General features: G+C 53.7%; 18 protein-coding genes. 10 read left to right on the top strand and 8 right to left on the bottom strand.

Going from position 1 to position 26362, the window contains the following annotated elements:
• Positions 1–50 precede the first annotated feature (50 nt).
• Entirely contained in the window at positions 51–1454 is a 1404-nt protein-coding gene (desA, locus tag FIV46_RS12315; protein WP_139941233.1) for a syringate O-demethylase, read from the bottom strand.
• A gap of 354 nt (positions 1455–1808) precedes the next feature.
• On the opposite strand from desA, the gene FIV46_RS12310 reads away from it, so the two are divergent.
• The 7 genes from FIV46_RS12310 (at position 1809) to FIV46_RS12280 (ending at position 9658) form a co-directional block, all read left to right on the top strand.
• The gene (locus FIV46_RS12310; protein ID WP_139941232.1) at positions 1809–2513 is read left to right on the top strand and encodes a GntR family transcriptional regulator; all 705 of its coding nucleotides are present in this window, start codon (positions 1809–1811) and stop codon (positions 2511–2513) included.
• A 155-nt stretch (positions 2514–2668) separates the two neighbouring features.
• Entirely contained in the window at positions 2669–4540 is a 1872-nt protein-coding gene (locus FIV46_RS12305; protein ID WP_139941231.1) for a feruloyl-CoA synthase, read from the top strand.
• Complete coding sequence (locus FIV46_RS12300; RefSeq protein WP_139941230.1) at positions 4537–4989, top strand: nuclear transport factor 2 family protein; 453 nt, start codon at positions 4537–4539, stop codon at positions 4987–4989. The genes FIV46_RS12305 and FIV46_RS12300 overlap by 4 nt, the downstream gene beginning before the upstream one ends.
• A 21-nt stretch (positions 4990–5010) precedes the next feature.
• Positions 5011–5715 (top strand): alpha/beta fold hydrolase, encoded by a 705-nt coding sequence (locus FIV46_RS12295; protein WP_139941229.1) that lies wholly within the window; start codon positions 5011–5013, stop codon positions 5713–5715.
• 78 nt (positions 5716–5793) lie between these two features.
• Positions 5794–7107 (top strand): MFS transporter, encoded by a 1314-nt coding sequence (locus FIV46_RS12290; RefSeq protein ID WP_139941228.1) that lies wholly within the window; start codon positions 5794–5796, stop codon positions 7105–7107.
• Positions 7108–7143: 36 nt separating this feature from the next.
• The gene (locus FIV46_RS12285; protein ID WP_139941227.1) at positions 7144–8061 is read left to right on the top strand and encodes an SDR family NAD(P)-dependent oxidoreductase; all 918 of its coding nucleotides are present in this window, start codon (positions 7144–7146) and stop codon (positions 8059–8061) included.
• Between the two features lie 157 nt (positions 8062–8218).
• On the top strand, positions 8219–9658 hold the full coding sequence (locus tag FIV46_RS12280) for an amidohydrolase family protein (protein WP_139941226.1): 1440 nt from the start codon (positions 8219–8221) through the stop codon (positions 9656–9658).
• A 112-nt stretch (positions 9659–9770) separates the two neighbouring features.
• Here FIV46_RS12280 and FIV46_RS12275 read toward each other — a convergent pair whose 3' ends face one another.
• Positions 9771–10973, bottom strand: a complete 1203-nt coding sequence (locus FIV46_RS12275) for a calcium-binding protein (protein ID WP_139941225.1) — start codon at positions 10971–10973, stop codon at positions 9771–9773.
• Positions 10974–11509: 536 nt separating this feature from the next.
• On the opposite strand from FIV46_RS12275, the gene FIV46_RS12270 reads away from it, so the two are divergent.
• Positions 11510–13243, top strand: coding sequence for a SulP family inorganic anion transporter (locus FIV46_RS12270; protein ID WP_139941224.1), 1734 nt, complete (start codon positions 11510–11512; stop codon positions 13241–13243).
• Between the two features lie 64 nt (positions 13244–13307).
• Here FIV46_RS12270 and FIV46_RS12265 read toward each other — a convergent pair whose 3' ends face one another.
• Complete coding sequence (locus FIV46_RS12265; protein WP_139941223.1) at positions 13308–14027, bottom strand: helix-turn-helix transcriptional regulator; 720 nt, start codon at positions 14025–14027, stop codon at positions 13308–13310.
• Positions 14028–14114: 87 nt separating this feature from the next.
• Here FIV46_RS12265 and FIV46_RS12260 point away from each other — a divergent pair, with 87 nt between their 5' ends.
• Positions 14115–15059: an alpha/beta fold hydrolase gene (locus FIV46_RS12260; protein WP_139941222.1), complete on the top strand. Its 945-nt coding sequence runs from the start codon at positions 14115–14117 to the stop codon at positions 15057–15059.
• 454 nt (positions 15060–15513) lie between these two features.
• Here the strand turns inward: FIV46_RS12260 and FIV46_RS12255 are convergent, their stop codons facing one another.
• The 5 genes from FIV46_RS12255 to FIV46_RS12235 all read right to left on the bottom strand — a co-directional run bounded on the left by FIV46_RS12255 (position 15514) and on the right by FIV46_RS12235 (position 23066).
• Complete coding sequence (locus FIV46_RS12255) at positions 15514–16704, bottom strand: M20 aminoacylase family protein (protein ID WP_139941221.1); 1191 nt, start codon at positions 16702–16704, stop codon at positions 15514–15516.
• Positions 16705–16733: 29 nt separating this feature from the next.
• Positions 16734–18029, bottom strand: coding sequence for a cytosine permease (locus FIV46_RS12250; RefSeq protein WP_139941220.1), 1296 nt, complete (start codon positions 18027–18029; stop codon positions 16734–16736).
• Positions 18030–18148: 119 nt separating this feature from the next.
• On the bottom strand, positions 18149–20299 hold the full coding sequence (locus tag FIV46_RS12245; RefSeq protein WP_139941219.1) for a TonB-dependent receptor: 2151 nt from the start codon (positions 20297–20299) through the stop codon (positions 18149–18151).
• Between the two features lie 56 nt (positions 20300–20355).
• Positions 20356–21504: an S-methyl thiohydantoin desulfurase family protein gene (locus FIV46_RS12240; protein WP_139941218.1), complete on the bottom strand. Its 1149-nt coding sequence runs from the start codon at positions 21502–21504 to the stop codon at positions 20356–20358.
• On the bottom strand, positions 21504–23066 hold the full coding sequence (locus FIV46_RS12235) for a hydantoinase/oxoprolinase N-terminal domain-containing protein (RefSeq protein WP_139941217.1): 1563 nt from the start codon (positions 23064–23066) through the stop codon (positions 21504–21506). Before FIV46_RS12235 ends, FIV46_RS12240 begins: the two co-directional genes overlap by 1 nt.
• A 294-nt stretch (positions 23067–23360) precedes the next feature.
• Here FIV46_RS12235 and FIV46_RS12230 point away from each other — a divergent pair, with 294 nt between their 5' ends.
• Entirely contained in the window at positions 23361–26108 is a 2748-nt protein-coding gene (locus FIV46_RS12230; RefSeq protein ID WP_139941216.1) for a LuxR C-terminal-related transcriptional regulator, read from the top strand.
• The last annotated feature ends 254 nt before the right edge of the window (positions 26109–26362 follow it).

Here is a 26362-nt window from a genome sequence, read left to right as displayed (position 1 = left end):
CCACTAGAATGAAAGAGGCGAGACAGGGGTATGCCTCGCCTCCAAACAAGTTAGCTTTGCTTGCGCCAGCCTTCGATGTCCGCATATTGCTCGCGGGCCACGGCAGCGTAAGGCACCGGGCTCACCAGGGCGCGGATTTCGAACTGCTTGTGCGGCTCTACGGTCGGCTTGGTGGTGCCGCCGTTTTCCTCGCCCCAGACGAAGGTCAGCTGGGTGCCGGGCTTGGCATATTCGGGATTGAGCACCGCCAGGGTCAGCATCTTGCGCTCGTTGGAGCTGTAGCCCACCCAGGTGGACACGCCAACGGTTTCGCCTTTGTCATTCATCACTTTATCCATGGGATGCATGGAGTAAACGGCAGACGGGAATTCCCAGAATTTACCGCGTTCCATTTCGCCGCTGTCGAGCTGGGAGCCGATCACCTTCATGACATCGTCGCTGTGCAGCTCCAGGGTCACTTTCTGGCGATGATCATTGTCGGCCATTTTCTCCAGCGCCTCGCGGCCGATGAAGTCATGGTCGAACTTGACGAATCCGCCATAGCCCAGGTCCCAGGGAGTGAAGTAATAATCTTCGATGTTGTCGGACACGAAGCTGCCGCCGATGGAGGCTTTGGCTTCATAGTCGTTCTCGGTCAGCCATTCGCGGTAAGGCTTCATTTTCTCACCGGAATAGACAGCCGGAAGCGGGGACGGGATCCAGCCGGATTCCAAGGTGTTGGAAGAATAGGCGCGGCCGCCGACGCGGCGCAGGCCGAACTCCTTGCCGGCTTCGATGATGGCGTTCTGCACCGGTTCTTTCTCGTCCCAGGGGCCGAACAGTTCGAACCCGGGCTGACCGGCCATGCCGTGACGCAGGGCGCGGACCTGTTTGCCGGCAATATTCATGGTGCACATATGGAAGAATTTCAGGTCCGGCGGGGTTTCGCCGAGCACTTTTTCCATCAGCTTCATGGCGTTGGGGCCCTGAACCTGGAAACGGTAATTGTCGCGGCGGGATGGGTCCTTGCGGGCGGCGGTACGCTGGTCGATATGAATGCTGACGTCCCAGTCGCCGGTTTCCGCATGGAACTGGATCCAGCTCAGGGTCGGCATGCGGCCCACCAGGCTGAAGCTGTTTTCCGCCAGGTAGAACAGGATCACATCACCGATCACATAACCGTCATAGCTGCAGGGTACAAACTGCTTGGCCCGGTCGACCTGGAAATTCTTGAAGCTGTTAATGCCGAGGTAGGTCAGCAGCGCCAGGGCATCGGGACCTTCCAGAAGCATGTCCACCATATGGTAGGACTGGTCAAACAGCACGCAGGCATGCTGCCAGCCCCACTGTTCATCACGCCAGTTGGTAAATTCGGCCGGGACACCGGGATAAGCGTTGGGGCCAGCCTGTGAATTGCGCAGCATTTCGACAGAACTGGGGAACGCTTTCATATATTCTTCCAGATTTTTCACCATTTTTCCTTCTCTTTGTAATTGCTCGGGTGAGACCGGAAGCAGAACAGATCAACCATTCCCCTGGGGCCCAGACCGAAGATTTCCCTATGAACAACCTGAAATCAGGCAGCAAATAAAACTATATATTGGATACATTTTTAGTCCATATATGCAAAATATCAAGAAATATTTCACTTATTTCATCAAATGGGATACATTTTATAGGTTGGCATATTACAAAAGAGTTGGAATCAGTGGTAGAATAATAATTATTGTCCGTTTATTTTAAGAACATCCGATAACCACCGGGCCCTGCGCACGATCCGGTCCGGGGGAACAGGCGGAGAAGGGTAAATAAAAATAAAGCGAGGAAAAATGTCAAAAAAACCGATCCAGATTCTAAGGGAGATGATTCTTTCCGGCGAACTTGCCGCTGGCGAGCGCCTGACCGAAGCCGGGCTCGCCGAGCAACTGGGCATGTCCCGAACCCCGATCCGCAACGCCATTCCGGCCCTCGCGGCAGAAGGATTCCTGATCCCGGTGGGCAAGAGGGGATTTGCGGTCAAGGAATTTGACGATGAGGAGACCCTGCGCTCCATCGAATTGCGCGGCACGCTCGAGGCCCTTGCCGGCCGCACCCTGGCGCGCAACGGCGCCGCCCCGGAAGTGATAGACGAACTGGTGGACTGTCTGCAGGAAGGGGATGAAATTTTCAAAAAACGCTATGTGACCGATGATGATGAAAATGCCTACAGCGAGATGAACATCCGCCTGCACCGCACCATTGTGGAAAACTGCCAGTCGCCGATGCTGGAATCCTTCATTGACCGGCTGTACCACGTGCCGTTCATTGCCCCGTCGGCCATTGTGTTCGACCAGGTGGGCCTCGACCGGGCCTATGAGCTGATGTTCCGCGCCCACGGCCATCATCATGCCATTGTCTCCGCCATCCGGGCCCGGGACGGCGAACGGGTGGAGTTCCTGTTCAAGGAACACAGCAAGATCCAGTTCGAGAGCATGTTTTCCACCGACCGGAAAAACGCCTCGGCGAAAAAATCAGCCGAAAGCCTGGAAGAGTGAACCATAATTATTGTATCCAATAATTGACTTATTGAGGCTTTTTCGAGATAAAAACATTATTATTGTATCCATTTTAAGGATCGGATAGAGTGTCGAGTCTGTAGGGAGGGAATGAGCGATCATTCCACAGACCATGTAATTCGGGAATAGATTCAATGGCGGAAAGTAAACAGAAAGAACAGTCCTGGCGAGATGCCCCCGTGCGCGAAGTTGCCGTGTGGGAGCCGAAAATCAATGTCAGATATGCGGAAGACGGCACCATCTATATCAAGCAGGAAAAACCCCTGCCGGAAGGCCCGGCGCGGATTATGGAGCCGCTTGTCCATTTTGCCGAAACCACCCCGGACCGTTTGTTCCTTGCCGACCGCAAGGGCGGCGGCGACTGGCGCAAGCTGACCTATGGGGAGGCACTGAAAAAGGTAAGAAGCCTCGGCCAGTTCATCCTCGACCAGGGCCTGACGGCTGATCGCCCGATCCTGATTCTGTCCGGCAATGACCTGGAACATGCGCTGCTGGGCCTGGCCGCCGCCTATGTGGGCGTGCCCTATGCCCCGGTGTCCACCGCCTATTCCAATCCCAAGACCGAATATAAGCGGCTCAAGGAAATTGTCCCGCCGCTTAACCCGGGCATGATTTTTGCCGCCGAGAAGGCCCCCTATGCCGGCGCCATCGAAGCCATCGCCACCCCCGATGTCAAGCTGCTGCATGTGGACAGCAAGAATGCCGACGGCGTTGATTTCGAGGATGCCTGCAACACCCCGCCAACCGACGCCGTGGACGAGGCCTTCGCCAATGTGACCAAGGATACCATCGTCAAGTTCCTGTTCACGTCCGGCTCCACCGGCACCCCCAAGGCGGTGATCAACACCAACGGCATGGTGTCCGCCGGCCAGATGATGAACCAGGAAACCTTCCTGTTCATGAAGGAAGAACCGATTGTGGTGCTGGACTGGGCGCCCTGGAACCATACAGCGGGCGGCAACAAGGTCTTCTATATGGTCATGTTCAACGGCGGCACCCTCTATATTGATGACGGCCGTCCGACCCCGCAGGACATTCACAAGACCATCCGGAACCTGGAAGAAGTGTCCCCGACCTGGTATTTCAACCTGCCCAAAGGGTTCGAGATGCTGCTCGATCATATGAAAACCCATCCGGAATTCTGCCAGAAGTTCTACAAGAACCTGAAAATGCTCTGGTATGCCGGGGCCAAGATTTCCCAGCATACCTGGAACACCCTGGAAGAAACCGCCGTCGCTACCATCGGCAAGCGGATCCTGATCGGCAGCGGTCTCGGCGCGACCGAAACCTCGCCGCCGGCGCTGTTCTGCACCTGGGCCATGGAGGAATCCGGCAACATGGGCCTGCCGTGCAACGGTGTGGAACTGAAACTGGTGCCGATGGAAGGCAAGCTGGATGCCCGGGTGCGCGGCCCGAACATTATGCCCGGCTATTACAAAAACCCGGAAGCCACCAAAAAGGCCTTTGACGAAGAAGGCTTCTATTGTTTCGGCGACGCCCTGAAACCCTGGGACCCGGATGACTTCTCCAAGGGCTTCATGTTTGACGGCCGCACCGCCGAGAACTTCAAACTGAATACCGGCACCTGGGTCACCACCGGCATTCTGCGCGACAAGATCGTCGATCATTTTGAAGAAGCCATCAAGGACCTGGCCATCACCGGCGCCGACCGGGATTTCCTCGGCGCCCTGGTGTTCCCCAATTTCGAGGTGCTCAGGAAGATCGCCGGCAGGGCCGACGCCTCTCCCGCTGATCTCGTAGAGGACCCCACGGTCAGGAGCTATTTCCAGGACCATCTGGACAGCCTCGCCGCCAAGAACACCGGCTCCTCGACCCTGGTGAAACGCATCCTGCTGGTCGACACGCCGCCGTCCCCGGTTCATAACGAGGTCACCGACAAGGGGTCCGTGAACCAGCGGGCCGTGCTCGCCAACCGCGCCGACCTGGTGGAGGAAATCTATGCCGGGTCGCCGCGGCTTATTGAAATCAGCGGGGGAAAGAAATGACCACCGAAATGACCGGAGAAGAAAAACGGGCCATTGAGTGGTACTGCCAGCAGCTGCTCAACCGGATTACCAACCTGCTGGACCAGGGGCGCTGGCAGGAGCTGGCCGACTGCTACACCGAGGACGCGACCCTGGCCCGCCCCAGCGATCCCGACAATCCGTTCCGCGGCCGGGCGGAAATCCTCGCCTCGCTGGAGGCCCGGCCGCCGCGCACCACCTGTCACCTGCTGACCAACAGCATGTTCGAGGTGAAAAGCCCGACCGAGGTCCTGGCCTTCAGCCGGGTGCTGCTGATCTCCGGGGATGCCGGCAACGGCGGCGCCATCGAGACAGCTAATCCGCTATTGGTCGGCAGTTTTACCGACGAGCTGAAAAAAACCGGTGAGGGCTGGCAGATCCATAATCGCCAGGGCAGCATCGACATCAAATATAACCCGCAGACTTCCTGAGCCAGCGATACGGAATCGAAGATGAACGCAGACACCCCTACACTCATCCTGATCCCCGGCCTGCTGTCCGACGACATTGTCTGGGAACATGCGGCGGAAAAGCTCGGCTCCCTTGTGCCGGTGCGCATTGCCGATGTTTCCGGCGGCATTTCCATGACCAAAATGGCGCAGGAGATCCTGGATAAAAACCCGGGCCCGCTTTATGTGGCCGGTCATTCCATGGGCGCCCGCGTCGCTGTGGAGATGGCGCGGCTCGCCCCGGACCGGATCAGGAAACTGGCGCTGATTGACACCGGCGTGCATCCCCGCAAGGAAGGGGAGGAAGCCAAGAGACAAGTACTAGTGGACCTGGCCTATAACGAAGGTATGGAGGCGCTGGCCGCGCGCTGGCTGCCGCCGATGGTGCATGAAGACAGACATTCCGACAAAGACCTGATGGGGGCCCTGACGGCCATGGTACTCCGGGCGGATCCCGAGCAGCACGAACGCCAGATCAAGGCGCTGCTGGACCGCCCGGATGCTACCATAACCCTGCCCCACATCAAATGCCCGGTGCTGCTGGCGGTGGGACGCCAGGATCAGTGGAGTCCGCTCAGCCAGCATGAGGAAATGCTGACCTATCTGGACAATGCCAAACTGGTGGTGATCGAGGATGCCGGCCATTTTGCCCCGATCGAACGCCCCGAGCAGGTCACCAAAGCGCTGGAAGAGTGGATTACGACTTAACCGACAAGCGGGACGCCAGGCGGGCCCTTTTGCAGATCAATAAAATTATCAGGGAAACAACAGTAAGGGAGGCCCGGCATGAACAACGATCCGCGGGACATTATCAACCGGGAACCCATGAAGGCCCGGCAAATCCTGGTCATCGGGCTATGCGTTTTCCTCAATGCCCTCGACGGTTTTGACATCCTGGCCATTACCTTCGCGGCGCCGGGAATTATGCAGGACTGGTCCATTGGCAAAGACGTCATGGGCATTGTCTTCTCCGCCGGCCTGCTCAGCATGACCCTCGGCTCCTTTGTCCTGCCGCCGCTGGCCGACAGGATCGGCCGCCGCAAAATTACCCTGATTTGCCTCGTGATCATGAGCGGCGGGATGTTTTTATCCGCCCTGTCATCGGATATCTATCACTTGGCGTTCTGGCGCTTCATCACCGGTCTCGGCATCGGCGGCATGATCCCGACCATCAATGCAATCAGTTCTGAGTTTTCCAATGAAAAACGCCGGAACTTTTCCGTCTGCGTCATGGGCATCGGCTATGCCATCGGCGGCTTTGTCGGCGGATCGGCCGCCGCGGTGCTGCTCAGTCATTTCGCCTGGCCGTCGGTCTTCATCTTTGGCGGCTGCGCCGCCTTGCTGATCCTGCCGGTCGCCTATTTCTTCATGCCGGAATCCATCGAATTTCTGGTCACCCGGAAGGGACAGGAGGCGCTGCCGGAAGCCAATGCCATCCTGCGCACCCTGGGCCACAGCGAAGCAGAAGAAATCAGGATTTCCGAGACGCCCGCCAAGGCCGGCATCATGGAACTGTTTACCCGGGACAAGCTGCGCCTGACCCTGGCCCTGACCTTCAGCTACCTGCTCAACATCATGACCGTCTATTATATCCTGACCTGGGTTCCGTCCATCGTCACCGATCTCGGCTTTGACAAGGTCAACGGCACCCAAGTGTCGGTCTGGGTCAGCGTCGGCGGCATAATCGGCGGCGCCCTGTTCGGCTGGGTCGCCACCTTCAGGGACCTGCGCAAGATGCTCATCGCCCTGATGCTGTCGGCCGGGGTCCTGGTGATTATATTCGGCCAGGTTCCGCCAGACCTCATGCTGCTAAAAATCGTCGGCTTCCTGCTGGGCTTCTGCATCTATGGCAGCACCGTGGGTCTGTTTGCCCTCCTGGCGCGAAGCTATCCCACCACGCTCCGGGCCACCGGCACCGGCTTCGTGGTCGGCGCCGGGCGCGGCGGGTCCACCATCGGTCCCGTCATCGTCGGCTTCCTGCTGGCGGCCGGCTTTGGCATCCCGGAAGTTTCCATCATTATGGCCTCCGGCGCCATTATCGCCGGCCTGATCCTGCTGCTGCCCGTTGTCGCCAGACAATCTACGGCGCCGCAGGCCTGATTTTGACAGCCTGAGAGAGACAAACAGGAGACCGAAATGGACTATAAGGACAAAATCGCCTTCATTACCGGCGGCGCCCATGGTGCAGCGTTCGGCCAGGCGCAATATTTCGGCCGCCTCGGCTGCCGGATCTTCATCGTTGATATCCGCGGTGACGCCCTCGAGGCAGCGCTGGAAAAACTGCGCGCGGAGGGGATCGAAGCCCATGGCGCCCAGATGGACCTGATGGACCGCGAGGCCTATGCCCGTGTCGCCGATCAGGTCGAGGACATCTATGGCGGCCCGCCGGAATTGCTGTTCAATACCGCCGGCGTCTTCGCCCACGGCCCGACCGAAGCCTCCACCTACGAGGATTTCGACTGGGTGATGGGGGTCAACCTGAATGGTGTGATCAACGGCATGGTGACCTTTGTGCCGCGCATGATCAAGGCCGGACGGCCGGGCTATATTGTGTCCACGTCTTCCATGGGCGGGTTTGGCGGCCATGACGGCACCGCGCTCTACAGTGCGGCCAAGTCGGCCGTGATCAGCCTGATGGAAAGCTATCGCGAGGCACTGGCCAAATATGACATCGGGGTTTCGGTGCTGTGCCCGGCCAACATCAACACCAATATTGCGCTGTCCAGCGACACCCGCCCGGCCCATCTCGGCAAATCCGGTTATGTGGTCAACGAAGAGAGCAAACAGGCGCTCAAGGATATCTACCAGCATGGCATGGACCCGCTGGAACTGGCGGAAAATGTCCACAAGGGCATCGAGGCGAACCAGCTCTACATCCTGCCCTATCCGGAAGTGAAGGAGATGGTAGCCGCCTATTTCAATAATATCCTCAAGGCTTTCCCGCCCCTGGAAAGCGATCCCGAGGGGGCGAAAAAGCGCACCGAGGCGCTGATGGAATGGGGCCAGAAACGCAGGCATATCTTCACCCAGAAAAGCAAGGATGCCCCGGTGTAAGTGCCAGGCAGACTCTTTTGGCAAACACATGGCAGTAGGCCGGACCCGGTTGGGGCCCGGCCTTTTTATACAGAGGTACCGCTATCCATTGCTTGCCAACCTTTTTTCAAGTCATTAGTATTTTCCAAAATAATGATAACCTGCGGTATCTGTGCCCATGTTCAAACGCCTCCTCATCGCCTTCGGGCTTCTCCTCGTCATCACCGGCCTGTGGCTGACTTTTCTCATCCATGACACGCCGTCGGTGCTCGACCCCGACCCTTCTGCCCCCCGCGCGGTACTGATCGACAATGTGCGGCTCCTCTCCATGGTCCCGGGCGCCCCGCAAGCGGAAGCCGGGCGCGCCGTGCTGGTGATCGGCGACCGCATTGAAGCCGTGGGCGCTGCAGGGTCACTGACTGCGCCGGAAGACGCCCTGTTTGTCGACGGCCGGGGGCGCACCCTGATGCCGGGCCTGATTGACGCCCATGTCCATGTCTGGGATGAAGCCGAACTGGCCGGCTACCTCGCCCACGGCGTGACCGGTATCCGCAATATGGGCGGCATGCCGTTTCATCTGCCACTGGCCAAACGCCTTGCCGAGAGGGAAATCCTGGGCCCGGATTTCATCACCACCGGCCCGATCCTCAATAGTCCCGGCCCCAACCAGCAGGACAACCAGAAAATCATCATCACTGCTGCCGAGGCCAGGGCCGCGGTCCAGGACCAATATGACGCCGGCTACCGGACCCTGAAATTCTATTCCAACCTCACCCGCGAGGCCTATGAGGCGGCCGTGGAGGAAGCCCGGCGCCTCGGCATGAGCTATTGCGGCCACAGTCCGGAAGGGGTGCGGGAACGGGGCATGCCCCATGACAAGCCTTTCTCTGTTGCGTTCGAGGAAAGCCTCGGTCGCGGCTTCCAGACCATCGAGCATACCGAATCCGTCGTCTGGCACGGCCTGCGCGATGATCCGGATGAAGAAAAAATGCACCTCCTGGCGCAAAAGATAGCCGCCGCCGGGGATGTGGTCACCCCGACCCTGATCGCCCATGACAATCTGGTCCGGGTGGCAAAAACCAAAGGCGCTTACCTCAGCCGGCCCGGGGTGGACACCGTCAACCCCGCACTGCGTTTTCTGTCCAGGGGAAACTATGACTTCTGGAGCAGCGTGGATCCCGACGCCTATGAGGGCCCGCGGGGTGTTTTCTACCGCGTCGCAACCCGGATCATGCAGGAAGAGGGCGTCACCCTGGTGACCGGCAGCGACGCCGGCATCTTCGTCAATATCCCGGGCGCTGCCCTGACCCGGGAGCTGGAGCTGCTGGTCGAAGCCGGTATCGCCCCTTATGACGCGCTAATCACCGCCACCCGCAACGGCGGAGCGGCCCTCGGCTTCGCGAAAACAGGAGTCATCACCCCGGGGTGGCGCGCCAACCTGATTCTGGTCGATTCTGACCCGCTGGCAAACATCAGCGCCGTGGAAAATCCCTCTGCCGTCATGATCGGCGGCTACTGGCTCGACAAGGCGGGCCTGGAGACAATGCGCGCCGGCGCCCGCGACACTTCTCTGGTCCGCTCTTTCTGGCGCGTGGGGGAGTTCCTGCTTAGTCTTTAAAACAAAAGGGTCGGCCCCAATAAGGGACCGGCCCTTTAAATTGGTTACAGGGGCAGGATTTAAACGGAAGTTGTGATTGCAATCCTGCCCCTCTGCATTTCTCTATGGTTCTTTATCCGGCCCTGCTTTCCCAAGTCGCAGCAATGACCGAAGCCAGAGAAGCATTGTTAGGATCTTGAAGATCGATCTCGCCCCCAGTGGGCATGGTCATGCCGGCCATTGCCTGTATTAGCTGATTAACTTCGGTGTGGTCCAGGATCATGTTGGCGGTCTGAATATTTTCCACATGATAGTCGCCATTGTCGTTGCTAGCGAACCAGTCCGCCACAGTGACCTGGCTATCGCTCCCAAGATCGTCAATGACCAGATCATTGCCGGCACCGGCATCAATTGTGTCCGTGCCAGTACCGCTGTAGATCACTTCATCCTCAGCCGTAGTAATAATCACGTCATCACCGGAGGAGCCATGAATTTCATCAATGTTGAGAAGCAGTGTCGCGGATGAATCCAGAGTGGTGCTTGACCCCAAATACAGAGCATTGTAGCCCAATCCGCCATCGATCTCTTCTATACTCTCAAGGGCACTGGTGTAAATATTATCATCCAGATCGGAAGCTAGCAGTTTATCGTAACCATCGTCTCCATATATGGCGTCGGTGCCGTCTCCATCGGTGTAGAGGAACGTATCATTGTCTGCGCCTCCGTGCAGTTCATCGTTCTGACCACCACCGGTGAATGTATCATCACCAGCATTGCCATAAAGGGTATCATATCCACCGTAGCCGAATATATTATCCGCGCCGACTGCACCATAGATGATTTCATCGGACCAGGACCCGGTCAGTTCATCAATGTTGAGCAGATTGACAGTGCTCACATCCAGTGTTTCACCAGCAAGAATTGACAGTCTATTGTATCCTTGGCCACCATCGACTTCTTCAATACTGTTGAGTACTCCTACTGAAATAGTAATCGTATCGTTTTCATCTTCACCAAGAATCAAATTATTTGTCGTGGCTTCAGTCTGATCTGCTGATGTACCTCCATTCAATGTTGAGGAAAGCCCCTCCTCATCCACTTGCACAAAATGAATATCTTTCAGGTCTTCAGCTGGAATATTGAGTTGGGAAACAAGGTAATCTATTTCTGTCTGGATTGACTCTGGAAAAGCTGAATGCACATCCCGGGCTTCGATAATTTCATATATATTGTGGTTGCCATTGGCAGTTGTCCCATTAAACAGCAAATTGATCGCTTTTTTATGGGCTGCCAATTTATCTTCTGCTGAAGAATAATCACCGATTAAGCCGAACAAGTCAGACTCTTCAGTTCGCCGGGCTTGCAGACCATTGTCACCAAAATTCTGATGATAATATCGTATTTGGAACCACGCTTCTGCCCTGGCCAGATCGGCATCAGTGCGGGGCGTGGGTAAGCCGCAAAGTTCCTGGAGTTATTGGAAGGTGTGGGTCGTGGAGTGAGGGGTGCGTTGCAAGATAAAAGTAAGCGTAGCCCGATTGTGTTATGACCTCATTCCATAAGAACTTTTTGCGGGGCATAGGATAAGTTATGTGCCTCGAAAAGCATCAGCCTTCTCCACTGCACGCCTACGTACAAACCATCTTCAAAAATTTGTAGCCATCTACCTATAATTTGTTTTAAACATCACTCTCTTTGTTTTATATGCATAAACACATGCATCAAGAGATCATCAGGATTGGATACCTCACCACAGGTTCTCACCGACCGGGCCTGGCCCGGAATCTCTCCGCATAAACAATTTTCCACTCACGACGGTGCCGCCGACAGATGCCGACGAAGCCGCCGCCTTACAAAAGGCTGCCGCAGAACATGACGACGAAAGATACAAGCAGACAGTTCACCCTCTCCCCAAGCTTTGCCGAGCTGTTTACCCCCAAAATCATCACCATCCTCAAAGAGGGATATAACCTCCGGCGATTACGCGCCGACGCCGTCGCCGGACTGACGGTTGCCATCGTTGCCATCCCTCTGTCCATGGCCATCGCCATCGCTTCAGGCGCGACACCGGCACAAGGACTTTACACGGCAATCGTTGGCGGATTTCTTGTGTCCCTGCTGGGCGGAAGCCGGTTCCAGATCGGCGGCCCCGCCGGAGCCTTCATTGTCCTGGTGGCGACGACGGTCCAGGCCCATGGCATGGACGGCCTGCTGCTGGCGACCATCATGTCCGGACTGTTTCTGCTGGCGATCGGCTATCTGCGCCTGGGAACATTCATAAAGTTTATCCCCTATCCGGTTACCGTGGGTTTCACCGCAGGCATCGCCGTCATTATTTTCGTCAGTCAGATCAAAGAGCTTACGGGACTGAGACTGACTGAGGCGGAACCGGGACCAATGCTGGAAAAGCTTCCCGTGCTTTGGGAGAACCTGCCGACAGCTGAACCGATAACGCTCGGTCTTTCCCTACTCACAATCCTGACCATTATAGTCCTCAAACATTTCCGTCCCCATTGGCCTGGCTTACTGATTACGGTCACGGCAAGTGCCGCCCTCGCGGCTTTTCTGGAGTTGCCGGTGGAAACCATCGGAACTCGTTTTGGCGGCATTCCCAGCACCCTGCCGATGCCGTCCCTGCCGGAGCTCAGCCAGGAGAAACTCATGGCCGTACTTCCCAATGCTTTTGCCTTTGCTCTGCTCGGCTCCATTGAATCACTGCTTTCCGCCGTGGTCGCCGACGGCATGACCGGAAGGCGACATCGTTCCAACTGTGAGCTTGTGGCGCAGGGTGTCGCCAACATTGCCTCAGGCCTGTTCGGCGGGATCTGCGTGACGGGCACCATTGCCCGGACCGCAACAAATATTCGCGCAGGCGCCCATGGCCCTGTGGCCGGCATAATGCATGCCCTGTTCCTGTTGCTGTTTATCCTGGTCGCCGCTCCTCTGGCCAGTTATATCCCGCTGGCCAGCCTGGCGGGTGTATTGGCCATCGTTGCCTGGAATATGATCGAAAAACATGCCTTCGTCACTCTTGTCAAGGCGTCCCGGGGAGACGCGGCCGTATTGATGACGACCTTTGCCCTGACAATATTCAGAGACCTTACGGAAGCCATTGTTGTCGGTTTTGCCCTTGGCTCCGTTCTGTTTATTTACAGGATGTCAAAAACAACAGCCGTCGAAACTCATATCCCCTTTGTGGCCGAAGACAAAGCAGATGATGAGGTTGGTATACGAGAACCCTATAATCGGACTGTCGCCAGTGATCCTGCCGTCGTAATCTATCGCATCTCCGGCGCTTTCTTTTTCGGGGCAGCCGCCTCTATCGGGTCTGTTCTGGATAGGATTGGAGACAGTAACAAAGCTCTGATCATTGACTTCAGTGCTGTTCCTTTTCTGGACTCAACTGCCGCCAGCACGCTTGAAGGCCTTGCGCACAAGGTTCAGCGCCAGGGAAGCGAACTATACTTTTCCGGCACATCTTCCAGTGTCAGAAAAGACCTGGCTTCTTTTGGCCTGACACCCCCGCTTGTTCACTATGAAACATCTGTGGAGAATGCGATGGCAAAATTTCAGGCAGCAAAACTAGAGGCACAAGACAGCAATTAGTCTCGTCGCTTTTCTCCCCCTGATGCTCCCGGGCAATTCACCCGCCCCCGCAACTAATTGAATGTCAGCGAGGCAAATGTCGAACTGGGCGAACGTTATCTTCGAACGGTACATGACGTCGCCGAAATGTTGCGCCTTCGAGGTATTCCGGTTTACTGATCCTATCCATTCGAAAATGCCGGAAATCTTTGCGTGCAGGATCCCAGGCTACCAAATACCATAGTGGCGGCAAGATCAGCATAGCTTGCGGCTCGACAAGGCGGCTGGTTACGGCCCCTTTCGCATCACGGTACTGGAAACGCAGGTGCAGGCGCCGGAGAAAAGCTGTCTCGAATGCGGGTAACAGTGCAGGTTCCATCACTCCCATATCGGATATGTCTACCTGCGGAGAGAGTTGCCCGACGTAGAGGCAATCCAAAAAGCGGCGCAAACCTCGGACTTTGTCTGGCGGCAGGGCCTTCTCAATTTTGGCAAGCCCAGCGTCGGCGAGCCCCGAAAAGGGCAGACTTCCGTCCGCACGCATGGACGCAACACTGATTAGAAGTGCAAAGACCTCGTCGACCGAGAGTCGTGCTGTAGTCTGAACAGACTGCGGATCAAGTTGCAGACCGCCCCCGCGCCCAGGTTCAGAATGAATAACAAAGCCCTCTTCCCGCAATGCGTTAATGTCACGCAACACGGTGCGCCGGGATACACCAACTTCCTCCGCTAAGTCAGCGGCTGTCGAAGTGCCGTTGCGGCGAAGGCTGCGCACGATGGCGTCATGTCGGAGGCGACTATTCATTTCGAAAAGCTATCCTTCAATGGTGACAGAATTTGACACTATTACAAATTAGGTAGCCTTTGAACATATTTACAAGGAGAAAATTTAATGTTTAGCCCTGCCGAATTTCCCACGCCCACACTTGTTTCAGTCAACGGCGTGGAACTTGAAGTCTTTGAAACCGGTCAGGAAAATGCCGGAAACCCCATTGTGCTCTGTCATGGTTGGCCCGAACATGCCTTTTCCTGGCGTTATCAGATGCCTGCCCTTGCCGCAGCGGGCTATCATGTCATTGTCCCAAACCAGCGCGGTTATGGCAACTCATCCCACCCGACAGAAGTAATAGACTACGACATAGAACAGTTGTCAGGCGATCTCATCGCACTTCTGAATCACTATGGGTACGAAGATGCTACCTTTGTCGGCCATGATTGGGGGGCATTTGTCGTTTGGGGGCTGACGCTATTGCACCCGGACCGGGTAAATAAAGTCATAAACATGGCCCTGCCTTACCAAGTGCGCACCGAAAAACCGTGGATTGAGTTTCTGGAAGAATTTCTTGGAAGCGATTATTATTTCGTTCACTTCAATCGACAACCGGGCGTTGCGGACGCAGTATTAAACGAAAATACTTCCCGGTTCCTTCATAATATATTCCGCAAGAACATACCCCCTGCACCACCAGAGCCTGGTATGATGATGATCAATCTCGCCAGAGCAGAAGCACCACTTGGCGAGCCCCTGATGAGCGATAACGAGCTGGCCGTTTTTGTATCTGCATTTGAGAAAACAGGGTTTATGAGCAGCATAAACTGGTACAGGAATCTTGACCGCAATTGGCACATCTTGGCGGACGCAGACCCTATCATCCAAAAGCCTGCACTCATGATTTACGGCAACCGTGACTTGATCCCGCAGTCTGAAAATTTAAAGGAATTCGTACCCTGCGTTGACGTGCTCAGCCTCGATTGCGGCCATTGGATTCAGCAGGAGTTGCCTGAAGAAACAACCCGCGCGATCTTGAAATGGTTGGAGCGGCAGGCCGCTGCATAGACTATATGGACCGAACGCTACCATCCAAGAAGTAATCTCTTATTTCGCTGCCTTTAAATTGGTTTTGTGTTCAGGATTTACCGTTCTGGGCTTACGTCCTACGCGTTGCCTCCAACATGTTGTTTCACAACATGTTTCCGTCCGAACCGGCAGTCTCATTCACCGACCCCACCTACCAGATAAAACAAAAGGTCCCTTAACGGGGCCCTTTTGTTTTATTGGTTGCGGGGGCAGGATTTGTACGGAAGTTGTTGCCAAATCGGCTCAACAACCACCTCTTACAAATTTTCTTTAAATGCGGTTTCGGTTGTCGCCTTGACGTCCTCGACCGTGACGTCTGGGGCAAGCTCGATCGGGGTCAATGCCAGCCTGCCTGGCATGATCGAAAACGAGCGTATGAAAGGCATCCTCGATCAGTCTGTTCTGATGTTGTCGATGCTGATATTTTTTAGCGCTAGGATTCAAATAGACGGTGCGCCAAAGCCAACCAGTATTTGGCCCCCATCGTTAATATTTTATCGTTAAAATCATAGCCGGGGTTATGCAACATACAGGCAGTGGTCGCCTCCGCATCGTGCAGGCCATTACCGATAAAGATATAGCTGCCCGGAAGACGTTCCAGAAAAAAAGCAAAATCCTCCGACCCCATAACCGGGGGAAATGCTGCATTTACCCCGTGCTCGCCCACCAAGCTTTTCGCCACTTCAACGGCAATCGCCGTCGGCTCGTCATGGTTTTTCAGGACCGGGTATTGTTTGCGGTAGGAAAAACGGCATTCGGCGCCGAATGCCGCGCACAAACTGTTCGCAATGCCGGCCAATTGCTTCTCGATCCAGAAGTCCAAATCCGCATCAAAACTGCGGCACGATCCTTTGATCGTGGCGGTTGCCGGACAGACATTCAGGGCATTACCCGCGTTAAATTGGGTGATACTGACCACCGCGGGCTTCTGGGCTGACTTCATCCGGGTCAGCAGGCTTTGATAGGCCTGGACGATTTGACTACCGATAACAATCGGGTCGACCCCTTGCTCCGGCAGGGCCGCATGAGCTCCTTTGCCAATAATCTCCAATTCAAAGCAATTACAGGACGCCATATAACTGCCTTTATTGATAGCAAACTCGCCTATCGGCAACCCCGGTAAATTGTGCATACCAAAGACAGCCTGCATGGGAAAGCGCTCGAGCAGCCTTTCCTCTAACATCACACGGGCGCCACCCTCATTTTCCTCGGCCGGCTGAAAGATAAAATGCAAGGTACCGTCAAATGTCCGGCTCTCCGCAAGGATTTTAGCGGCGCCAAGCAGCATCGTGGTATGGCCATCATGCCCACAGGCATGCATTTTCCCGGCATGCCGGGAACGGTAAGAAAACGTATTCTCTTCTTGAAGAGGCAATGCATCCATATCCGCCCTGAAGCCAAAGGCTTTGTTGCCGCTGCCACAGCGCAGGGTTGCCACAACGCCCGTTTTGGCTATCCCGGTAACCACATCCAGACCGAATTCGGTTAATTTTTCAGCGACAAAAGCCGCCGTGCGATGCTCTTCAAAGGCCGTTTCAGGATGAGCGTGAAGATCCCGGCGCCAGGCGGTTAAAGTTGGCTCCAGCCCATCGAGTATAGCGTCTAACGAGAGGTTTGCGTTCATCTTTAGCACCAAAAATATGGTTTGAGGCGTTAGTCGTAGATAAGTCGTGGCTTTTTCAGCTTGCCAAACACCCAAACCAGCCCAACATAACCGAGAAAGGCAACCAGTATTGCATCCAGGGCAGCGACCGTCGTCAGGACCAATTGCGCCTGACTGCTAAAATAAGCTACCAAGCTACCTAAACACCAGGCAGCAAAACCCTCCGGCCTGAAATTTTCCAGGGACGCCAATAGCTCATCGCTATAGTTTTGCCGACGCACGATATAAAAATCCGCCAGATAAATACCGGCAACCGGGGGAATCGTGATCGCAATAACGCTCAAAAAACCGATAAAGTCACTGAGAAATGCCGACAGCGCGAGTAGCGTGCCGACAAGGCCAAGCGCTACCACCAGTTTCCACTTTGTCACTTGCCGGATGATATTGGCAAAGATCAGCGATGAAGAATAAAGGTTGTAGGCGTTGGTGGTCCAGGTGGCGAGCAGAATAAGAAAAATCCCCGGTAGACCGATTCCGGCGATCAGCACTACGGTAAGAAAATTAGTTTCCCCAAAGGCAATACTGGGAATGGCGGTAAATATCAGCACCAGCGTCGCACACAGGCCCAGGCCGATGCCCGCCGCGATAACGGCGTCTTTTACGCTTCTCGCATAACGGCACAGGTCGGGAAATAGCGTCACGCCGACAATAAATCCACCGATCCCGGCCGAAGCGCCTTGCGCCACCGTCATGCCCTGTCCGGGCGTGGCTGCTATCACCTCCAGGCCATGCATATTGATAACCCGGTAAACCAACAGCACCAGGAATACCACCATCACCGGCACCGCAAAGAGAGAGACACGGTCCAGTCCCCGGAAACCGAAAATGGCAGTCAAAATCATTAACGCCGAGGCGCCAAACAGATAAACGCGCGGGCCGACGCCTTCTACGCCCATGTCTTGCATAAGCTGTTGCATGACGTCGACAAAGACCTCGATGGTAACGCCGTACCAACCCAGCATGGCGATTGCCATAATCCCGCTGACAATACGGGCACCCATACACCCAAAAGCATATTGCATAATCAACGCCGTGGTCATGCGGGAGCGGGTGGCGACAATACCGGTAGCGACCGCGATACCACCGACCACCAGGCCAACCACCAGAAAGGCCCATAACGCGGAATAAAGCCCCATCTTTTGCCCCAGTTGGGTGCCCACCAGAAAGATTGGCAGCGTCACAATAGCGCCGAACATGACGGTAGCGATGCGGATCCCCGACACCGTCGCACCTTCAGGCACTCGATGTCGGGAATAGTCTTCGGTAAGCTGGTCAAAGTCACTCATTGGCGTTCCTCTACATTCATTAAGAGAAGATCATCCCTGGCCACGATAAAGAACAACGAAAGTTGATTATTATATGACCACCCGGACTGATATGCCGGGTGGATGCTTGCAATAAACGTCTAGAACTTATACCTGAATTCTACACCACCTTGGCGGGGAGAATTATAGGAGCGCACAATAAAGGCGCCAAAGTTAATCGGTTCAGTCGGATACTGTTCATCCAGCGCGTTTTTAACATAGCCGGTAACAGACCAGTTCCCGCCCTCAATACCCAGCCTCAGGTTAACCAAGTCGACCGGATCGATTTCAAAGAAACCGCCATTGAGGATAAATTCTCCCTGGTGACGCCAATCCAGCCGGCTGACCAGTTCCAGATCTCCCTGAAGGGGATAGCGGTAATCGATGGAAACGTTACTGGTAAACTCCGGCACCGCATCAAGTTTCCGGCCCAAATCTTTGATTTCCGTATCCAGATAGCCGAAACCCAGGCCAATGTTGAGATTATCCGTCACCTGAACCGCTGCCTCCAGCTCGAAACCTTTGATTTGGGATTCAGGAATATTGGTGGTGACCCGGAACGGAGGCTCCCCTATAGCCGATGTTAATTGCTGATTGGAGTAGTCTACCCAGAATACAGCCCCGTTCAGCGTGGCCCGACCGTCCAGAAGCTTGCTTTTGAAACCAACTTCGTAATTTTTGGTCTCTTCCGGCGCCGTCAGGTTGCCGGTATTAAAGAAGCCAAACCGGTAGCCTTCACTGTAGGTGACATAGCCATGCAAATCGTCCGACAAATCATAGGACAGAGTCACTTTCGGCTGAAACTTCGAATCATGAGCACTGAGTTCAGTTACCGGATTGCCGTTTTCATCCAGTTGATCGATACTCGCGCCGGTGGCCGGATCGAATTGCCGGTTGGTGTAATCATTCTCGTCATAACGTCCGGCGAGCGTCAACTCCATGGCCTCGGAAATATCATAGTTGATTTGCGCATACACACCCCATATTTTATCCTTACGCTTGTCAAATCGGTTGACAACGATTGTCTGTGCATCGCCGGGATTCAAGTTGCTCAACGTCAAGCCGTTTACAGTTTCCCGCTCGATATATTCAAAGCCCGCGATCCAACGCAAAGGCCCATCTGAATTGGACGTCAGGCGCATATCATGGGTAAAGGATTCGATGTCATCGACCAGATCCTGCCTGCTGTCGATAATGTCGCCCGCAGCAACGGCGTTTTCGCCCAAAATCGGACCAAACAAACCGGCCTTGGGGTCTTCACCCAGCGCCGGGGGTCGCACCCAGGAAGCACTGCCGAACAGATCCTGTTCCATATCCAGATAGCCGCTGATCGAGGTCAGGGTAGCAAAAGGTAATTCGATATCGACTTTTATGGAGGCATCAAAAATATTGCGGTTTTCCTCCCCGATAATACCCCGCTCCGGCTTGGTGGAGCTGTTGAATGTGTTAAGCAAATCGAGGCTGTCAATACGGTCCTGCTTGGCCGCTCCTGCGTTAATATCCGTGTACGACAGTCTTAAGTCAGCGCTGATTTTTTCATTTGGGGTATAAATGAAACGTCCCCTGAGGCTTGCCTGATTCTCGAAATCCAGTTTATCGCCGGTTGTTGTATCGATAATTCCGCCAAAATCGCGGAGGTATCCGGAAAACCGATAGGTCAGCACATCATCGGCAATGGCGCCGGATATCGCCCCTTTTACAGTAAGGTCATCCCCTTCCGCATAGCCCAGGGTTATCTGCCCTTCCGTTTCATTGGTGGGCTTTTTAGTCACGACGTTAACCGCTCCGGCAATTGCTCCGGCACCGTATAAGGCTCCCTGTGGCCCTTTCAAGACTTCAATCCGCTCAATATCAAACAGGGCGCCTTGGTTAACTGCGTCCAGGGTAATCGCTTTCACGCCATCGACAATATAGCTAATCGGCGAAAAGCCCTGCTGCCCTGTGGTAATGCCCCGCACCGTCAGATAGGTGACACCCGACCGGAAGGCCTCCCTGGCAATAAAATTTGGCGTTAAGTTCACAAAGGAATCGAGATCGGTAATACCCGCCGACTCAATTTTCTCTTCGCTAAAAGCCGTTACCGCGATCGGAACTTCCTGCAGTGACTCTTGCCGATGCCTTGCCGTAACAACAATTTCATCAATGGAAGCCGCGGCATCTTCATCAACTGCCGCTGCGGCATCTGCCTGCCCACTATATAGCGCGCTGTTAGCCGCAATGGCTAAACTGAGATATTTTAGTTTATAATTCATAATAGTTATCCTCCTGAGTGTCGTTGTTACAAATCAGATTTTATTTTTAATCCAAACTACCAGTTGTTGATCGACTCAATCGGTTCGTAATGCTCTCCGATGCCAAACCGTTTGGGCCCGCAGTTGCTAATCGCCTGTGGCGTGCGCAACTGTTTGGCTGAAGAGGCCCCAATGACCGTCACCCGCTGACCGAAACGCAACGCTTCCGCAGCAATCGGCTCACCTGTTTCCGAATCTACAACGCTGATAAGATCCGGAACGGTCGCCAGCAGGCGATCGGCTTTTTTCAACTGTAAATATTCATTTTGAAAATTGATTTCAGCAGCATCGCCGTTATCCGGTTGTATTTTTACTTCGCCAACAACCCAGGCATGCTTGATTTCGCGGTGGACGTAAGTGATTTTTCCCGACGCCAGCACGCCACACTGATTGAAGTGGGTTGTGGTCCGTAAATAATCGAGTAAATTCTCAACGGGGCTTTTACTATGCGCCCGTATTGCTCGGCCGATTCCCCGGGCGATACTAATGGTGTAGGGGATGGAAGCCTGCTTCATATCACTGCCGGACATTGCATATAGGGCGCTCATTACCGACATCCCCATAGCGGCAACCGCGCTGCGAGCAATATCTTCAGCGCGGTGTGGGTCATCCGATTCAATCAACACCGTATCCAAGTGCTCATTCACCAGAACCACCGGCCCCGGCTTAAGCCCTGCTGCATTCCACGCGGTCATATCGATGGCCGGAACGGCGCGACCGCAACCGTCGGCATCCACAACTGGCAACCCCATCCTCGCCGCCGCGCCGATTGGAAGCATTCCGTTCAAACCGCCTATCTCACCGGAAATCAAGGCGGTGACTTTACGCCCCAATTTTTCCTCGATCCTGCGAATAGTCCGCACCGCATCCTCGCCGGAAATACACTTCTCCTGCATAACAGAAGGCGCACCAATAAACGCACTTCCGACGACAACGCCGTCATCGTCAAAATCATCCGGGGATATCAATTCCGGTTCGCCGCACTCTTCTATCGCCGCCTTGGCGATAAGGTAACCGATATAAGGATCGCCGCCACCGCCGCAACCTAGAAAGCCTGCCCCCCTGGCGATATCCTTAAGATCTTCCAGGCGGATTTTGCCCGTCTCCACGGTGCGGGATGTCGAGTTATTCACACCGGCATTGACCTGATCGACTGAGTTCATCATTATATATTTAATCCTCCTACAGCTTTAATGCGTATCCTGGCTTCCCTGCCGGACATCAACGGCAGGGGCACAACTTCAACATCGGCAATTTCAACCGTTCCCGGCTTGCCGCCCGCAACAATGACTTTTTCGATGGCCTCTTTTTCCAGTTCCCTGATCACCGCCTCGTTCCCGCCCTCCGGCAACGGCATGACTTTTTCCACTTCGCTACCAATCATTGCAATAGAGGCACCCACGGCATTGGCGACGCCCGCATGTTCAGGAAGGAAGATCTCGCTTACCCCTTTCAGTGGACGATCCACCAACACGCTACCACCGCCAACTAAAATCAAAGGCACCGGGGTTTCATCTGTTTTCATCCGCTCGATACCGTTTTCCAGAATCTGATGAATTTTCGTGACACCTTGTTCCACCAAACCCTTATCCAGCTTACTGACCAAGCTTGACTCGCCTACTTCGGCATAGCCGGCCGCCACAGCAATATCCGTGGCGGTCAATTGAGAGCCGCCAAAAACCATGGATTCAGAGGTCAGACGATAGCCGACAGAGCGGGGGCCAATGGTTATTCCGTCAGCGGCGTCATTAACCAGACTGCCGCCGCCGAGGCCCAAAGCTAAAATGTCCGGCATGCGAAAATTCGTGCGGATGCCGCCTATATCGGCAACCAGGGCGGATTCACGGGGAAAACCGTTTTTGAGCACGCCGATATCCGATGTGGTGCCGCCAATGTCAATCACCATGGCGTCAGCGACGCCGGACAAAAGCGATGCTCCGCGAATACTGTTGGTGGGACCGGAAGAGAAGGTAAGAATGGGATATTTGCGCGCCTGATCAACCCCCATTAGTGTGCCGTCATTTTGAGAAATGAAAAATGGCGAATGGATGCCCAGGTCGCGAAACGCCCTCTCAAAGGAATCCAGTGTCGTTTTTGCCAGCCCCGCCAAACAAGCATTCATAATTGCGGCATTTTCGCGCTCGATAAGCCCCACGCGTCCCAACTCGCTGGACAGGGTCAGGCTGACATCATTCATTTCATTGCGTAGTATCTCGGCGGCGCGCTCCTCGCCGGCGCGCGTTATCGGAGAAAAAATGCCCGTGACAGCGACAGACCTCAAACCGCAGGCTTTAAACTTGCGGGCGGCCTCCAATATTGCTTTTTCATCCAGCGGCGCAATAGCCCGGCCATTATACTCGTTGCCGCCCCGTATCAAGGCCACGTGACCACGGACAAGCTGTACCGCTTCCTTTGGCCAGTCAACCATTGGCGGCAACCCCCGGGCGGCCGGCAAGCTCAATCTGACGACGCCTACCGGCTCCAGGTGAGTGCGTTGTACAAACGCATTGGTAAAGTGCGTTGTTCCCAGCATAACGGAGGTGATAGCAGAGGGCGCGACATTAACTTCATCCAGGACAGCCTTTACACCGGCGACTATTCCATCACTCGGGTCTTCGGTGGTGATTTGTTTAACCCCTGATAACACCTTGTTACCCTGCACCAACACCACGTCGGTATTGGTTCCGCCTACATCAATGCCCAGCCGTAAATTTGTGCTGTTATCCACTCTGCCTTCTCCGGTATTTCAATGCTGTATTACTCGAATAAAATGATAGGAGTAACAAACGGGATTATGAAAGCGATGGGATCGGTAGGTTGGTATAAAATAATGAGTAGGTTGCGGTTTTGCTTTCCAAAACCTGTTGAACATGGAAGCCCAAAAAATAACAATGACTGGTGCCAATCCTGTTTTGGCACGGCAACGACATCGAGATCACGGTCTACTTGATGGCCGGATTTTTCAAATATATGTTATGTTGACTCCAGGCTGTCATGCTGAACGTCGATACCTACAAAACAAATGAAACAGAACAATCACTATAAGCACTGGCTGTTACAAGCCACCATCTCTCCACCAAAACGCCATGAGGACATGCTGCGCCGGCAGGATCTTCTTGACTGTTTTGACAACATACCGGAAGGCGGTACAGTAATCGTTACAGCCCCTCCCGGTTATGGCAAAACCCTGCTGCTTTCCGACTGGTGTCAAACCTTGAAAAATCGCGGTGAATATTGCGCATGGCTACACCTGGATGAAAGCGATGATGTGGAAATGGTATTGACCCACGCCGCTTATGCGTTTCACTTGCAGGGTATCGATTTTAGCGATGCCGGTTTACTGGAGGAGGAGAATAGCCGGGAATTTGAACCTATTCGCGCGCTAAAGACGCTGCTGGCGAAACTGGAGCGCCAAGAGGGTAAAGTCACGATTATTTTTGATGATATGGAACGCGCTTCCGAAGACGTTATCAAAAATTTCTTCGCTTATTTTTTACGCTGGAGCCCCAAAAAACTGACGATCGTTTTTAGCAGCCGAATTTATCCTCCCCTGGATTTTGGCGATCTGGCCCTGCGCAGCATGCTGACCGAAATCGGCCCCAAGGATCTGCAATTCACTGCTGAGGAAATTGCCGAATTAGTGGGAAAGAAAAGTCAGCTCGATCTGGATTTTATCGCGCGGGAAAGCCGTGGTTGGCCGGCGCTGGTCCAACTAATGCGAATAGCATTGGCGGAAAAGGAAAATCCCCCACGAGACAGCACGGGAAAGACATTATCGGAAGTTTTCAAGACCTATTTAGACAAAATAATACTGACATCCATAACCGAGCAACAACTGAATGCCTTGCTGGAAGCCTCTATATTTAAAGCCATCCCTGTAGCATATTTTAAAAGAAAAATTACCCGCGGTGAGATGGCACCCCGCGTCTTAAATGATTTGTATCGCTTACCGGAATTTATCGCCTCTGTCGAAAATGATGCAAGTCTTTTACTGATGCATCCCCTGCTTCGAGACAGGTTAGAAAAACGGCTGAACGAGGAATCCCCGAACCGGGCGAGTGCACTGCATACAGATGCCGCGTTATGGTTTGTGGAACAAGGCCAGGAACTCATGGCTTTGTATCACGCGTCGTTGACCGGCAGTCTTGGATTGGTTGAAGATATATTATTTAAAATCGGAGGGCCAGCCTGGGTATTGTTTCAACCCCAGAGCCATTTGCGGCGCGTGAACGAACTTATCTTGAAAAGCCGAAAAAATGCCGGCTACAAGAAAGAGATTGCACTATTACCGCTGGCAACGTTAACGGATATCATTTCCGAGACAAAAATTGGCCACCTGGATAAAGCTCGAAAAACCTACAATCTTCTGGTGTCACAATGGAATGAGCTAAAGGATCAGACGGAAAAATCCCTGTCGGAAACACAATTAACAGATTTTTCGATATCACTGGCGAGAATTTCTCTGGATTACTACTCGCTATTGCCCATTGACAAAACATCCGCCCGACTTCTCGTTTCCTATGAACACTCTGAAATAGCCTCGACACCTTATCTCCAGGCAACAATATGGAATACAGACGCTTTACTCGCAAATGAACAATCAGATTTCCTGAGAGCTATTTCCAGCGCCCAGCGGGCTATTGGAAAATTCAGAGCATCGTTTTCCAGTAACGGAGAGGTTCACGTTCTCTTGCTCAAGGCAGGGGCGGAAATAGCCTTGGGGCAAACAAAATCGGCAACGGATTCCATTTCTACGGCTGGCAATAATATTAAGGATTCCCTGCAAAGCAACCAGGAACTGCAGTTTGCCTATAATGTCTCAGCCAATGAACTGGAACTTCAACTGTCACCCTATCAATTTGAAAAAATTGACAAGCTAACAGCCTATATTTTCGAAAAGGAGGCGAAACTTAATCTTTGGTTTGATTACTACGCATCAGCCATATTACAGGTCGTCGATCGCTACTATCTGGACGAAAAGCTCAAAGAGGCAAGGGAATTTATTGACAGCTGCCTCACCATAGCAAATAAGCGCAACTTGGAACGACTAAGCTACTTTTTACAGATTTTACAAGCCTATGTTTTAGTCAAGAGTGGAGATGAGCAACAGGCAATCAATTGTATAAGTGGCAGCATAAACCATCAGAGCCCCCATGCCTTCTTCGGATGGCGAGAGCTTGAAATCATCAGCGAATTGACAATCTTGCTAGACCTCGAAAAGATTAATCACGCTGAACCTGCAAAAGAGGTAATGAAAAAGGCTGTTGATTCGGGAAATAAACGGTTACAGTTGCGCTTGTTATTTGCGTCCGCGGAGCAACTTTGGCGAAATAACCAGCAGGATCATGCGTTGACAGCCCTGACTACTGCCTGTTCCCTAATCAAGGAAACAGGTTACCTCAGAGAAGCGGCTCTTAATTATGACTTTCTCCATACCGTAAAGGATAGCTACGAGGCATTTTGTCAGGATGAATCGGTCAGGACAAACCAGGGCACCAATCTCACTGAAATTCTGGAAAAACTGGATAATGACAAAGCCGCTTTGGCGAACAGATTGACGCTGAAAGAAATACAAATCGCAACCGAGCTAATAAATGGAAATAGCGACAAAGTTATTGCGCGCCACCTTAATATCAGCCCAAATACCGTTCGTTTTCATCTAAAAAATATCTTCCGAAAACTGAATGTCACTACCCGCCAAAAAGCCGTGGAAAAAATCCTCCTTGAAAATGAAGACAAGAGAGATATTCTAAAAAAATATTCCAGCTAATCCGAGTAAGATAGCGCTCCGTTATTTGTCAAAAAATATAAAATAGTTGGCTATCTTCAATTGCCATGGTGGAGGAGAACTATGGCGAGCCACAATGGTTTGGTGCGACCGTATTCTGGCACTGGAACTAGCCGCAGGATTTTATTTTTCATCGTTATGTTTAAAGGGCCGGTCCCTTATTGGGGCCGACCCTTTAAATTGGTTGCGGGGGCAGGCTTCCAACTGAACCCATACTCCGACTTTCTCAGCCTTGC

Origin of the sequence: Emcibacter nanhaiensis (assembly GCF_006385175.1) — a bacterium.
GTDB lineage: Bacteria > Pseudomonadota > Alphaproteobacteria > Sphingomonadales > Emcibacteraceae > Emcibacter > Emcibacter nanhaiensis.
Note: the sequence above shows the minus strand (reverse complement) of the source record. Positions and strands in the feature narration are given on the sequence as shown.

What these genes read in the sequence shown, in the direction of transcription:
- FIV46_RS12230 (WP_139941216.1), top strand. Translation starts at nt 23,361, where the DNA reads ATGAAACAGAACAATCACTATAAGCACTGGCTGTTACAAGCCACCATC.
- FIV46_RS12295 (WP_139941229.1), top strand. Translation starts at nt 5,011, where the DNA reads ATGAACGCAGACACCCCTACACTCATCCTGATCCCCGGCCTGCTGTCC.
- FIV46_RS12250 (WP_139941220.1), bottom strand. Translation starts at nt 18,029, where the DNA reads ATGAGTGACTTTGACCAGCTTACCGAAGACTATTCCCGACATCGAGTG.
- FIV46_RS12300 (WP_139941230.1), top strand. Translation starts at nt 4,537, where the DNA reads ATGACCACCGAAATGACCGGAGAAGAAAAACGGGCCATTGAGTGGTAC.
- FIV46_RS12255 (WP_139941221.1), bottom strand. Translation starts at nt 16,704, where the DNA reads ATGAACGCAAACCTCTCGTTAGACGCTATACTCGATGGGCTGGAGCCA.
- FIV46_RS12270 (WP_139941224.1), top strand. Translation starts at nt 11,510, where the DNA reads ATGACGACGAAAGATACAAGCAGACAGTTCACCCTCTCCCCAAGCTTT.
- FIV46_RS12280 (WP_139941226.1), top strand. Translation starts at nt 8,219, where the DNA reads ATGTTCAAACGCCTCCTCATCGCCTTCGGGCTTCTCCTCGTCATCACC.
- FIV46_RS12305 (WP_139941231.1), top strand. Translation starts at nt 2,669, where the DNA reads ATGGCGGAAAGTAAACAGAAAGAACAGTCCTGGCGAGATGCCCCCGTG.
- desA (WP_139941233.1), bottom strand. Translation starts at nt 1,454, where the DNA reads ATGGTGAAAAATCTGGAAGAATATATGAAAGCGTTCCCCAGTTCTGTC.
- FIV46_RS12265 (WP_139941223.1), bottom strand. Translation starts at nt 14,027, where the DNA reads ATGAATAGTCGCCTCCGACATGACGCCATCGTGCGCAGCCTTCGCCGC.
- FIV46_RS12310 (WP_139941232.1), top strand. Translation starts at nt 1,809, where the DNA reads ATGTCAAAAAAACCGATCCAGATTCTAAGGGAGATGATTCTTTCCGGC.
- FIV46_RS12285 (WP_139941227.1), top strand. Translation starts at nt 7,144, where the DNA reads ATGGACTATAAGGACAAAATCGCCTTCATTACCGGCGGCGCCCATGGT.
- FIV46_RS12240 (WP_139941218.1), bottom strand. Translation starts at nt 21,504, where the DNA reads ATGATGAACTCAGTCGATCAGGTCAATGCCGGTGTGAATAACTCGACA.
- FIV46_RS12245 (WP_139941219.1), bottom strand. Translation starts at nt 20,299, where the DNA reads ATGAATTATAAACTAAAATATCTCAGTTTAGCCATTGCGGCTAACAGC.
- FIV46_RS12260 (WP_139941222.1), top strand. Translation starts at nt 14,115, where the DNA reads ATGTTTAGCCCTGCCGAATTTCCCACGCCCACACTTGTTTCAGTCAAC.
- FIV46_RS12290 (WP_139941228.1), top strand. Translation starts at nt 5,794, where the DNA reads ATGAACAACGATCCGCGGGACATTATCAACCGGGAACCCATGAAGGCC.